Origin of the sequence: Thermomonas fusca, assembly GCF_005862345.1 — a bacterium.
Classification (GTDB): domain Bacteria; phylum Pseudomonadota; class Gammaproteobacteria; order Xanthomonadales; family Xanthomonadaceae; genus Thermomonas; species Thermomonas fusca.
Window position 1 is genome coordinate 284,622 of record NZ_SROY01000003.1, and the last position, 12,258, is coordinate 296,879.

Below are 12,258 nucleotides of genomic sequence, written 5' to 3' on the forward strand. Positions count from 1 at the left end.
GCGTCACTTCGCCGCTTCGCCGCAACCGCCGAAGTCGATGTCGCCGAAGTGGAACCTCGCCGCCAGCGCGTAGTTGTTGCCGGACATGCCGTCGCTGCACTCATCCTCGATGACCGTCAGCACGAATGAGCGGCCGTCATGGCTGCCCGCGATTTCCACCCCACCCGGGATGGCGCGACGCCGCCCCTGCAACACCAGGCCGGCGGGGTCGTCCGGGGTGCTGTAGGTCAGCCTGTCGCCCTCGATACTGGCGTTCCAGAACGGCTCGTTGCCGAACACGCGGAACACCTGCAGCGGCGCAGCCAGATCGCCTGGCGCCCGCTTTCCCATCGCCACCGCCTCCGGGGTAGCCGAAACAGGGCCGGCGGCGCTGGTACCCGATGCAGGCGTGGAGTCGGACGGCTGCGGCGCGCTGCATGCCGCCAGCAGCAGCGACAGGACGGCAATTGAGAGCTTCATGGCGGGCTTCCGGAGACGGGTAGCCAGTGTGCCGCAACCGTCGCCACGGCGCGGCATCGGGGCTCAGTCCGCCTCGGCCAGCAGGCTTTCCAGCTCTTCCGGATCGAACCCCGCCTGCAGCCGCGCCTCGGTATTGAACGGCTTGTGCAGCACGCCGCTGGCGTATTCGCGCAACAGTGCGCGGAAACGCGCGCGCGGCTCGACGCCGGCACGCTCGCAGTACCAGCGGTACCAGCGCGAACCGGCGGCGACGTGTGCCACTTCCTCGCGCAGGATGAGTTCCAGGATCGCGACGGTGGCCGCATCGCCCAACGCGCGCAGCTTCACGATCATCCCCGGCGTCACATCCAGCCCGCGCGCTTCCAGCACGCGCGGCACCAGCGCCATGCGTGCAAGGCCATCGTGGGCGGTCTTTTCCGCCATTTCCCATAGCCCGTTGTGGGCATCGAAATCGCCGTAGTCATGGCCCAGCTCGCGCAGCCGCGCGCGCAGCAGGTTGAAGTGGCGGGCTTCGTCGCTGGCCACCGACACCCAATCGGCCTGGAACGTGGACGGCATGCCGCGGAAGCGATACACCGCGTCCCAGGCCAGGTCCATCGCGTTGAACTCGATATGCGCCACCGCGTGGATGAAGGCGGCGCGGCCCTCGTCACTGCCGAAGCCGCGCCGCGGCAGGTCGCGCGGATGCACCAGCGCCGGGCGCGCTGGCCGGCCCGGCATGCGGATCGGTTCGGGTGGCGGGGCGTCGTCATCGACTACCAACTCACCGCGTGCAAATGCGGCGGCCATCTCCAGCGTCAGCGCGGGCTTGTCGTCCGCGGTGGCAGCGTCAAGGCAGGCGCGGGCGGCGGTGAAGAGGCTTTTCGTCACGATTGCGACCATCTCACAAGGCGAGTGCCGGGATGCGTTTCAACCAAGCGAATCACGTGGAGCGACTTGAAACGCATCCCGGCACTCGCCTGCGGGAAATGCACGCTTGCGGGGAACCACGTCGTGTCGCGGCTGCGTAGGCCCGGCCTCGCAAGTCGCTTCAGGTGATTCGCTTGGTTGCGAGGCCGGGCCTACGCAGCCCCACACACCGTCACGCCCGATCAGGAAGCCCGCCGCTTCTTCTTCGCCTCGTCCGAGCGCTGCTGCTGGATGCGCTCGAAATAATCGGCATCGATCCCGGTCACGTATTCGCCGTTGAAGCACGAACTGTCGAACCTGCGGCCCGGGAACTTCGGCCCGGCCACCGCGGTTTCAAGGTCGGCAAGGTCCTGGTAGATCAGCCAGTCGCAGCCCAGCAACTCTTCGATTTCCTTCTCGCTGCGACCGTGCGCCACCAGCTCCTCGCGCGACGGCATGTCGATGCCGTACACGTTCGGGTGGCGAACCGGCGGCGCGGCGGAAGCCAGATAGACCTTCTTGGCGCCGGCATCGCGCGCCATCTGCACGATCTGCTGGCTGGTGGTGCCGCGCACGATGGAATCGTCCACCAGCAGCACCACGCGGTTGCGGAACTCCAGCGGGATCGGGTTGAGCTTGCGCTTGACCGACTTCGCCCGCTCGCCCTGCCCCGGCATGATGAAGGTGCGGCCGACGTAGCGATTCTTGATGAAGCCTTCGCGGTACTTCACGCCCAGCGTGTTGGCGATCTCCAGCGCCGAGTCGCGGCTGGTGTCGGGGATCGGGATGACCACGTCGATGTCGTGGTCCGGCCGCTCGCGCAGGATCTTCTCGCCCAGCGTCACGCCCATGCGCATGCGCGCCTTGTGCACCGAGATTTCCTCCATCATCGAGTCGGGCCGGGCGAAATACACGTACTCGAAGATGCAGGTGGCGTGCGGCGCGGCGGGTGCGCACTGGCGCGCGAACAGCTCGCCACTGTTGGTGATGATGATGCCCTCGCCCGGGGCGACGTCGCGCACGCGCTCGAAGCCCAGCACGTCCAGCGCCACCGACTCCGAGGCAACGATGAATTCATCGCCGGCGGCGCCGCTGCGCTTGCCCAGCACCAGCGGGCGAATGCCGTGGGGGTCGCGGAACGCCACCAGACCCAGCCCCAGCACCGTGCAGACCACGGCGTAGCCGCCCTTCACGCGCCGGTTCACGCCTTCCAGCGCGGCGAACACCGCGTCCGGCGTCAGCGCGTGCTGGCTGTCCAGCTCGTGCGCGAACACATTCAGCAGCACTTCCGAATCCGAGCCGGTGTTGACGTTGCGGCGGTCCTGTTCGAACACCTCGCGGCGCAGCGCATCGGCATTGGTCAGGTTGCCGTTGTGCGCCAGCGCGATGCCGAACGGCGAGTTGACGTAGAACGGCTGCGCCTCGTCGCTGCCTTCGCTGCCCGCGGTCGGGTAGCGGCAGTGGGCGATGCCGACCTGGCCTTCCAGCAGGGCCATCGACTTGGCGTCGAACACGTCGCGCACCAGCCCGTTGCCCTTGTGCACGCGCAGATGCGAGCCGTGCACGGTGGCGATGCCGGCCGCGTCCTGGCCGCGGTGCTGGAGCATGGTCAGCCCGTCATACAACAACCCGGCCACTTCGCTGTGGCCGACGATACCCACGATGCCGCACATGCTTGGGACTTCCTGTTGGTTTGGCTCAGGGATGCGGACGGACCATGCCGTCCTTGCCTGCGGCCTTGAGTTTGGCCTTCAGCGCATCGGCTTCGGCGCGGGTCATCACCGGGCCCACCCGCACCCGGGTGAGGGTGCCATTCGGACCGGGCACGGAATCGGTGAACGCATTGAAACCGGCCTTGCGCAGCGCGTCGCGCTGGGCCAGCGCGTCCGGTGCCGAGGAGAACGCGCCGATCTGCACCACGAAACCGGTGCCGGCGGGATTGGCCGGCTTCGCCGGCAGCGGCTCGGGCTTGGCTGCTGGCGCGGTGGCCGGCTTGGCTGGTTCGGTCTTGACCGGCTCGACCTTGGCCAGCGGCTTGGTTTCGATCTTCGGTTCCGCCGATGCGGGCTTGGTCGCCGCCGGCGGCGCCGGTGCGGCCGGCGCGGCGGTGGCCGCGGCATCCAGCGCCAGCACCTTGGCATCCACGTCGCTGCGCACCTGGCCGGCGCGCAGGCGCGCCGATTCGGCGGTGGCGCGGTCGGCGAACGGCCCGATGCGCACGCGCTGTGCCTGGCGATCACCCAGCGCCACCGCTTCGCGATAGCCCGGCAGGCCGGCAGCAGCCAGCGCAGCAATCACCTTGTCCGCATCGGCCGAGCTGGCGTAGTTGCCGAAGCTGACCGCGAAGTCGCCGGCCGCGACCGCTGCCAACGGCGCCGCGTCAGCCGCAGGCGCCTCGGAGGCGGCGGGCATCGCGCTCGGCATGCCGGAAACACCTCCCGTGGGTGCAGCCGCGGGGGCCACCAGCGGCAGGTCCTGGGTCACGGTGCCGTCGGGCGCCTTCGGTTCCGGCGGCACGCGCAGCGACACATCGGAGACGCCACTGTCAGGCGCGGGCCCCTTGACCAGCAGCGGCAGGAAGATGACGGCCAGCGCGACCAGCACGGCGGCGCCGACCAGGCGCTGTTTCAGCGACGTATCCATCGGCATTCCGTGGGGCCAGGGCGCGGTGGGAGGACGGATTATACCGGCATGCCGGCGGCGGTCAGTCCGCGGCGTTCAGGTAGCGCAGCGCTTCCGCGGCGGCGTGGAACGAGCCGAACGCCAGCACCCGGCCGTCGGGCGCCGCCCGCGCCAGCGCTGCCGCCAGCGCGCCCGCCACGTCGGCGTGGCAGCCCGCAGCAGCGGCCGTGCCCGCCAGTCGCTGCGCCAGCGTCGCCGCATCGCTGCCGCGCGGGCCGGCGTCCAGCGAGCCGGCCAGCAGCCAGCCATCCACTTCATCGGCCAATGCGGCCACCACGCCGGCGGCGTCCTTGTCGGCGAGCGCCGCGTACACGGCCACGGTGCGTCGCTTCGGCTGGCTGTGCAGCCAGCCGGCCAGCGCGGCGGCAGCCTGCGGGTTATGGCCCACGTCGACGACGATTTCCACGCCAGCGCGCTCGAACCGCTGCAGCCGCCCCGCGACCGCGGCATCGGCCACGCCGCGCGCCAGCGCCTCCTCCTCCAACGGCAGGTCGAGCGCACGCAGCGCGGCGATCGCACAGGCGGCGTTGCGCAGCTGCACCGGTGCGCCCTGCGCCTGCATCGGCAGCGGCAGGATCATTTCGTAGCCGACTTCGCGCCAGCGCCAGTGCCCGGCATCGACCGGCTCGGCGAAGAAATCGTTGGCGATCCGCCAGGCCGGCGCGCCGATGGCGTAGGCGTGGCGCAGCACGCTGGCCGGCGGGTCGTCGTCGCCCAGCACCAACGGCTTGAAGGGGCGCGCGATGCCGGCCTTCTCGAAGCCGATCGCCTCGATGTCGCCACCCAGCCAGTCCTGATGGTCCAGACCTACCGTGGTGACGATGGCGGCGTCGGCATCGACGATGTTGACCGCGTCCAGCCGCCCGCCCAGCCCCACCTCCAGCACGACCAGGTCGAGCCCGGCGCGCGCGAACAGCCACAGCGCGCACAACGTGCCGTATTCGAAATAGGTCAGCGGGATGTTACCGCGCGCAGCCTCCACCGCCTCGAAGCCTTCGATCAGTGCGTCATCGTCGACGTCGCGGCCGTCGATGCGCACGCGCTCGTTGTAGCGCAGCAGGTGTGGCGACGTGTAGGCGCCGACGCGCAGCCCCTGCGCGCGCGCGATCGCCTCCACGAATGCCACCGTCGAGCCCTTGCCGTTGGTGCCGGCCACCGTGACGACATGGGGAGCCGGCTTGCCCAGCCCCATCCGCGCGGCGACATCGCGCACGCGCTCCAGGCCCATGGCGATGGCATTCGGATGCTGGCGCTCGATGAAGGCGAGCCAGTCGGGAAGCGTGCGTGACATGGCGATATTGTAGGAGAGCGCCGACGCGCCAGCCGGGCTGCGCTTACAGCGCGCGGTGCTTGGCCTCGCCGAAGAACGGCGTATGGTGGGCGCAGTCGTTCAGGCGCACCACTTCCAGCGAATCCACGTCCGGGCCTTCGAGCAGGTTCAGCGTGGTGGGGGCCTGGCGGAAGCTCCACAGCCTGGTCAGCGGCAGGCCAAGGATGCGCGCCAGCAGTACCCGGTTGACCGCATCGTGGGCGACCACCAGCAAGGTGTCCTCGGCGCCCAACCCTTCGCAGGCCCGCGCCAGTGCAACCCAGGCGCGATCCAGCACCATCTGCAGCGATTCGCCGCCGGCGCCCGGCATCAGCACGGTGTCCGGCGCCTCGCGCCAGGCGCGCAGGCGCTGGGGATCGCGTTCGGCGATCTCGCTGGCCAGCAGGCCTTCCCATTCGCCGTGGGCGATTTCAAGGAAGCCATCGTCGAAGCCCAGCCGCGACGCGCGCGCAACGCCCAGCGCCAGCTGCGCGGTGCGGGTGGCGCGTGCCAGCGGCGAGGCCACGGCGCGGTCGATGCGCAATGACATCAGGCGTTCGCCCAGGGCCGTCGCTTGGGCGATGCCCAGGTCGGAAAGGGGAATGTCCACCTGGCCCTGATAGCGGCCTTCGGCGTTCCACGGGGTTTCGCCGTGGCGGGCAAGCAGGATCTTCATGCGCGGCGCGCTCAGCGATTGTGCAGCGCACAATCCTAGCAAGGTTGCACGCGGTTTACACCGGGCGCGGTAGGCTTGGGTTTCCGCAGACAGGAGTCCGGGACATGCAGGCCACAGGCGAGTTCGAAGTCACGCGCATCCCGCAGGAAGAACTGGAGATCGGCGAGGGCGCGACCATCGGCCATTCGCGCTTCGAAAAGCGTTTCCGCGGCGGGCTGGAGGCCTCCAGCGTGGTCCACATGCTGGCGCTGATGTCGCCCGTGCAGGGCTCCGGCGCCTACGTGGCGATCGAGCGGATCGAGGGCACGCTGGACGGCCGCCGCGGCAGCTTCTTCGCCCAGCACAACGGCACCATGGATCGCGGCAAGCCGTCGCTGGACGTCACCGTGATCCCCGACTCCGGCACCGGCGAACTGGAAGGCCTGCACGGGCGCATCCGCATCGACATCACCGACGGCAAGCATTACTACACGTTCGATTACGACTTCCGCGACGCCTGACCCGGCCCGCCGGGCAAACGAAAACGCCGGCGCGAGGCCGGCGTTTCCAGTTGCGGGCAGCGGCGCTTACTTCTTCGGCGCCACGCCCAGTTCCTGCAGCAGCTGCGGCGCCGGCATGACCTCCTGCATGATCCAGCGCATGTAGCGCTGGTCCACCGAGATCATGCGGGTCATCACCGGCTCGAACACCCAGTTGCTGGCCACGGCTTCCTGGATGCCGTCGAAGGCCAGGCCCACCAGCTTGCCCTGCGCGTCCAGCACCGGCGAGCCGGAGTTGCCGCCGGTGATGTCGAGGTCGGACAGGAAGTTCACCGGCACCGTGCCCAGGCGCTTGTCGGCCAGCCCGCCATGGCGCTTGGCGGCCACCGCGTCGAGCAGCGCCTTCGGGTTGTCGAACGGCTCGGCGCCGGTTTCCTTGGCCGCCACCTGTTCCAGCAGGGTGAACGGCTGCTGCACGCTGCCGTCCAGCTTGGTGTAGCCCTTGACGGTACCGAAGGTGATCCGCAGCGAGGAGTTGGCGTCCGGATAGACCGCCTCGCCCTTGCTCTTCTTGTAGTCGGCCATCGCCTGGAGGTACAGCGGGCGGGCCTGCAGCGCGGTGCCGTACACCGCCTTCGACTTCTTCTCCATCTCCATCAGGGTGGGCATCACCGCCACCGCATACTGGATAGCCGGATCCGTGCTGGCTTCGAAGGCTGCCTTGTCGGCGTTCAACCACTTCAGCCGCTCGTCCAGGCTGGCCAGTTTGCTGCCGTCCAGGCGCGCCAGCGCCTTGTCTGCGGCGGCCTTGTCGCTGCCACCCAGCCAGCCGTCCACCGCGGCGACGTGCTGCGCCGAAGGCAGCGCCACGTAACGGTCCAGCCAGTACTGTTGCAGCTGGCGGTCCATTGCCGGCACGTAGCGGCGTTCCATCTGCTTGAGGCTGCCCTCGATCACCGGCAGGTCGCGCTGCTGGTAGCCGGACTCGCGCTCGGCATCGGGCTTCTGCTTTTCGATGGCGAGGCGGTACAGGCTGACCGCGGTACCCAGCACGCCGCTGCGGTTGAAGCTGCCCAGCACCAGGTCGCGTTCCTGGGTCAGCTTGGCATCGTCCACCAGCTTCACCAGCGTGGCGTGCGCGGCCAGCGCCGGCTTGCCGGCCTCGCCCTGCGCCCGCAGCCAGTTCAGCACTGCCGCTTCCTCATTGCGCTTGAAACCCAGCACGTCGTTGCGGGCGAAGCCTTCCAGCTGGCCGTCGAAGTTCTTGCTGGTGTTGTTCCAGCCGGCCATCGTGGCGGCGTACTTCACCGCGATGTCGGGATTGTCCTTTCCCGCCGCCTCGACCAGCGCGATCTGATCCTTGTAGGCCTTGGAAATGGCCGGATAGCGCCATGCCTGGGTGTTCTCGAACTCCGCCGCCAGCGCGTAACGATCAGTGCGGCCCGGATAGCCCGCCACCATCACGAAGTCGCCCGCGCCCAGCGGCTTGTCGGCGATCTTCAGCCAGTGCTTCGGCTGGTAGGGCACGTTGTCCTTGCTGAACGCCGCCGGCTTGCCGTCCTTGCCCACGTAGGCGCGGTAGAACGAGAAGTCGCCGGTGTGGCGCGGCCACATCCAGTTGTCGATGTCGCCACCGAACTTGCCGACGCTGGCGGGCGGTGCGTAGGCCAGGCGCACGTCCTTGATCTCGAGGTTCTTGAACAGGCGCCAGGTGTTGCCGCCCATGAAGCTGTAGACCCGGCAGCGGTAGCCGGCATCGGCTTCGCAGGCGCTGGTGGTCTTCTTCTCGAAGGCTTCCAGCGCGTCGGCGCGGGCGACCGGGTCGCTGCCCGCCGCCGCCATCGCCACCTTGGCGTCCGCGGTGACGTCGGTGATGTCTTCCAGCACGTAGATGCGCGCGTTCGGACCGGCCGAGAGTTCATCGGCCTGTGTTGCCGGGTTGAAGCCGTCGCGGATCAGGTTCTTCTCGGCGGTGGAATTCAGCTGGATCGCGCCGTAGGCGCAGTGGTGGTTGGTCGCCACCAGGCCCTGGGGCGAGACGAAGCTGGCGGTGCAGCCGCCCAGCGACACCACCGCGCCCATCGGATCACCGGTGAGGTTGGCCAGCTGCTTCGGGTCCAGCTTCAGGCCGGCCTTCTTCAGCGGGCCGGCGATTTCCGGCAGCTGCTGCGGCACCCACATGCCTTCGTCGGCATGCACGGCGGCGGCGAAGCTGGCGGTGGCCGCGGCGATGCCGGCGGCGAGGAGGGTCTTGCGCATCGTTGTTGTCCTTGGTGGTTGCATCGGGGGAACGCGGGAATCGGGCTTACTCGGCGGGCAGCTGCATTTCCTGCAGCAGGTGCGGCGCCGGATAGACCTTGGCCAGCAGCCAGCGCAGGTAGCGCATGTCCACGTGGATCGCACGCTTGTAGCGCGGGTCGAACATCCAGCTGGCGCTGACCGCCTCCCAGTTGCTGTCGAAGTTCAGGCCGATCAGCTTGCCCTGCGCATCCAGCACCGGCGAGCCGGAATTGCCGCCGGTGGTGTCGAGGTTGGTCATGAAGTCGACGGTCTGGGTCTTCAGCTCCGGATCGGCGGTGCTGCCGAAATCGCCCTTGGCGATCGCGTCCAGCAGCGGCTTCGGCGCATCGAACGGCTCGACTCCGGTCGCCTTCTCGACGATGCCGGCCACCGTGGTCAGCGGGCGGTAGTCCATGCCGTCGCGCGGCGACAGCGGGCTGACCTTGCCGTAGCTGATGCGCAGGGTGGAATTGGCGTCCGGGTAGACCGCCCTGCCCTGCGAATTGCGATAGGCGATCAACGCCTGCATGTAGGCCGGGCGCAGCCGCAGCAGTTCACCGGCGCGCTGCTTGGCTTCCGCTTCCAGACGCAACAGCGCCGGCTGCAGGGTGGCGGCGGCCTTGAGCAGGGCGTCGTCCGATGCCGCAAATGCGGAGGCGTCGAGCTTCAGCGCGTCCAGACGCGTGGCTTCGTCGCCGAGCCGGGTGCCGGCATACAGCGCGTCGAGCCGCTGCGCGGCCTCGGCTTCGTTGCTGCCGAACACGGCATCGAACTCGGCCACGCGCTGTCCGGCCGGCAGCGCGAAATAGCGTTTCAGCGCGTAACGCAGGGTGGCCTTTTCCACCTCCGGGTCATAGCGGCGCTGCAGCTGCTTCAGGCCGCCCTCGATCAGCGCCTCGTCGCGCTGCTGGAAGCCGGTTTCGCGCTGCGCATCCGGCTTGCCGCGCTCCAGCGCCAGCCGCTGCAACGTCACCGCCGAACCCAGCAGGCCGGGGCGCAGGAACGGGAGAATGAAGTCGCGTTCGCGGTTGGCGTCATCGGCATCCAGTTCCGCCTGCATCGCGCGGATGCCGGCCAGCTTCGCCTTCGCCCCGGGCTGCTTGCCCAGCCACGCCAGCATCGCCGCCTCGTCCTCGCGCCGCACCCGCACCGCGTCGCTGCGGCGCAGGCCTTCCAGTTCGCCCTGCGCACGCTTGAGCGTGTTCTTGTAGCCGGCGACGCTGGAGGCATAGGCCACCTGCTTGGCCTTGCTGCCGGCGCTGGCCTGCTCGACGGTATCGATCAGGCCGTCGTACATCGCCACCCGGGTGGGCAGCAGCCAGTCGATCTGGCCAGCGAATTCGGAAGCGGTGCGATGGCGGAAGGTGCGGCCGGGATAACCCGCCAGCATCGCGAAATCGCCCGCCTTCACCGGTGCGGTCGATACCGTCAGGTGCGCGGGCGGCGCATAGGGGACGTTGTCCTTGCTGTACGCGGCCGGCTTGCCATCCTTGCCGACGTAGGCACGGTAGAAGGTGAAATCGCCGGTGTGGCGCGGCCACATGAAATTGTCGATCTCGTCGCCGTAGTTGCCGATCGCGCGGGGCGGCGCGTAGACAAGGCGGATGTCCTTCAGCTCCAGCTGCTTGATCAGATAGAAGTCGCTGCCGTAGTACATGTCGGCGACGCTGCAGCGATGGCCGGCATCGGCCTCGCACTCGGCGACCGCGGTCTTCTTCGCCGCATCCACGGCATCGTAATAGGCGCGCCCGGTCTTGCCCTTCGCATCGGTCAGGATGCGGTCGGTGATCTTGTCGAACCCCACCGTCACCCAGATCCGCGAGGCGGGGCCGGCCGAGACCTCATCGGCGCGGGTGGCGGCGATGAAGCCGTCCTGGATCAGGTTCTTCTCCGCGGTGGAATTGAGCTGGATCGCACCCATCGCGCAGTGGTGGTTGGTCACCACCAGCCCTTCCGGCGAGACGAAGCTGGCGGTGCACCCTCCCAGCGACACCACCGCGGCCAGCGGCGGCTTGGTCACGTCGGCCAGCTGGGCGGGGTCGCCCTTGAAACCGGCGGCCTGCAGCTGGGCGGCCAGCTGCGGCAGCTGCGAGGGCATCCACATGCCTTCGTCGGCATGGGCCGCGCCGCCGGCAAGGGTCATCGCCAGGGCGACGGTCAGGGTGCGTTTGCGCATGGTCGGGGCTCCGGGAACGGCAAACCCGTATTAGACCATCCCCGCCCCGCGCCGGCCCGTGACCTTGGTCAGGCCGGCATGGACGGGAACGGCGGTAAAATGGCGGTCTTATCCCGACCGGTCATGGACATGACGCAAGCGAACACGATGCGGGCGCTGGTCAAGCGCGAAGCCGCCAAGGGCATCTGGATGGAACAGGTGCCGGTGCCGGTGCCGGGCCCGAACGAGGTCCTGATCAAGCTGGAAAAGACCGCCATCTGCGGCACCGACCTGCACATCTACCTGTGGGACGACTGGAGCCAGCGCACCATCCAGCCGGGGCTGACCATCGGCCACGAGTTCGTCGGCCGCATCGCCCAGCTCGGGTCGGCGGTCACCGGTTACGAAGTCGGCCAGCGCGTCTCGGCCGAGGGCCACATCGTCTGCGGCCACTGCCGCAACTGCCGCGGCGGCCGCCCGCACCTGTGCCCGAACACGGTGGGCATCGGCGTGAACCGCAACGGCGCCTTCGCCGAATACATGACCATGCCGGCCAGCAACCTGTGGCCGATTCCCGACCAGATCCCGTCCGAGCTGGCCGCGTTCTTCGACCCCTACGGCAACGCCGCGCACTGCGCGCTGGAGTTCGACGTGATCGGCGAAGACGTGCTGATCACCGGCGCCGGCCCTATCGGGATCATCGCCGCCGGCATCTGCAAGCACATCGGTGCACGCAACGTGGTAGTCACCGACGTCAACGACTACCGCCTCAAGCTGGCCGCCGACATGGGTGCCACCCGCGTGGTCAACGTCGCCAACACTTCGCTCAAGGACGTGATGGCGGACCTGCACATGGAAGGCTTCGACGTGGGCCTGGAGATGAGCGGCAACCCGCGCGCCTTCAACGACATGCTCGACTGCATGTACCACGGCGGCAAGATCGCGATGCTCGGCATCATGCCCAAGGGCGCCGGCTGCGACTGGGACAAGATCATCTTCAAGGGTCTGACCGTGCAGGGCATCTACGGCCGCAAGATGTACGAGACCTGGTACAAGATGACCCAGCTGGTGCTGTCCGGTTTCCCGCTGGGCAAGGTGCTGACCCACCAGCTGCCGGTGGAGGATTTCCAGAAGGGCTTCGACCTGATGGAAGCGGGCAAGGCCGGCAAGGTGGTCTTGAGCTGGAATTGACGAGACTGGTCGGGCATGAGGCGGCCGGGGCTGCCTGTGCACGACCATCGCCGGCATGGACGCCGCCGATGAGCCTACATGGACGTATTCACGGCGTGTCGGGCACAGGCAGCCCCGGCCGCCTCATGCGTACGGAACA

General features: G+C 68.7%; 10 protein-coding genes. 2 read left to right on the top strand and 8 right to left on the bottom strand.

The genetic code is table 11. The features are described 5' to 3' along the window. Positions 1–3: 3 nt before the first annotated feature. From E5S66_RS09250 to E5S66_RS09275, 6 genes are all read right to left on the bottom strand, one after another. The gene (locus E5S66_RS09250) at positions 4–459 is read right to left on the bottom strand and encodes a COG3650 family protein (RefSeq protein ID WP_138348948.1); all 456 of its coding nucleotides are present in this window, start codon (positions 457–459) and stop codon (positions 4–6) included. 63 nt (positions 460–522) lie between these two features. Next, positions 523–1,329, bottom strand: a complete 807-nt coding sequence (locus E5S66_RS09255) for a ferritin-like domain-containing protein (RefSeq protein WP_246037192.1) — start codon at positions 1,327–1,329, stop codon at positions 523–525. A gap of 221 nt (positions 1,330–1,550) precedes the next feature. Beyond that, positions 1,551–3,020 carry an amidophosphoribosyltransferase gene (gene purF, locus E5S66_RS09260; protein WP_138348950.1) on the bottom strand — a complete coding sequence of 490 codons (1,470 nt, stop codon included), beginning with the start codon at positions 3,018–3,020 and terminating at the stop codon, positions 1,551–1,553. 25 nt (positions 3,021–3,045) lie between these two features. Then, positions 3,046–3,990: an SPOR domain-containing protein gene (locus E5S66_RS09265; RefSeq protein ID WP_138348951.1), complete on the bottom strand. Its 945-nt coding sequence runs from the start codon at positions 3,988–3,990 to the stop codon at positions 3,046–3,048. Between the two features lie 61 nt (positions 3,991–4,051). Then, positions 4,052–5,320: a bifunctional tetrahydrofolate synthase/dihydrofolate synthase gene (gene folC, locus E5S66_RS09270; protein WP_138348952.1), complete on the bottom strand. Its 1,269-nt coding sequence runs from the start codon at positions 5,318–5,320 to the stop codon at positions 4,052–4,054. Positions 5,321–5,363: 43 nt separating this feature from the next. Next, positions 5,364–6,014 carry a histidine phosphatase family protein gene (locus E5S66_RS09275; protein ID WP_138348953.1) on the bottom strand — a complete coding sequence of 217 codons (651 nt, stop codon included), beginning with the start codon at positions 6,012–6,014 and terminating at the stop codon, positions 5,364–5,366. A 104-nt stretch (positions 6,015–6,118) separates the two neighbouring features. Between E5S66_RS09275 and E5S66_RS09280 the strand changes: the two genes are divergently transcribed. Continuing rightward, positions 6,119–6,514 (top strand): DUF3224 domain-containing protein, encoded by a 396-nt coding sequence (locus E5S66_RS09280; protein ID WP_138348954.1) that lies wholly within the window; start codon positions 6,119–6,121, stop codon positions 6,512–6,514. Positions 6,515–6,580: 66 nt separating this feature from the next. Here the strand turns inward: E5S66_RS09280 and E5S66_RS09285 are convergent, their stop codons facing one another. Together E5S66_RS09285 and E5S66_RS09290 are read right to left on the bottom strand one after the other, a co-directional pair. Next, positions 6,581–8,674 carry a S46 family peptidase gene (locus E5S66_RS09285; protein WP_171033521.1) on the bottom strand — a complete coding sequence of 698 codons (2,094 nt, stop codon included), beginning with the start codon at positions 8,672–8,674 and terminating at the stop codon, positions 6,581–6,583. Between the two features lie 124 nt (positions 8,675–8,798). Next, positions 8,799–10,949, bottom strand: a complete 2,151-nt coding sequence (locus E5S66_RS09290; RefSeq protein ID WP_138348956.1) for a S46 family peptidase — start codon at positions 10,947–10,949, stop codon at positions 8,799–8,801. A gap of 147 nt (positions 10,950–11,096) precedes the next feature. On the opposite strand from E5S66_RS09290, the gene tdh reads away from it, so the two are divergent. Continuing rightward, entirely contained in the window at positions 11,097–12,119 is a 1,023-nt protein-coding gene (tdh, locus tag E5S66_RS09295) for an L-threonine 3-dehydrogenase (RefSeq protein ID WP_138349000.1), read from the top strand. Positions 12,120–12,258: the final 139 nt, after the last annotated feature.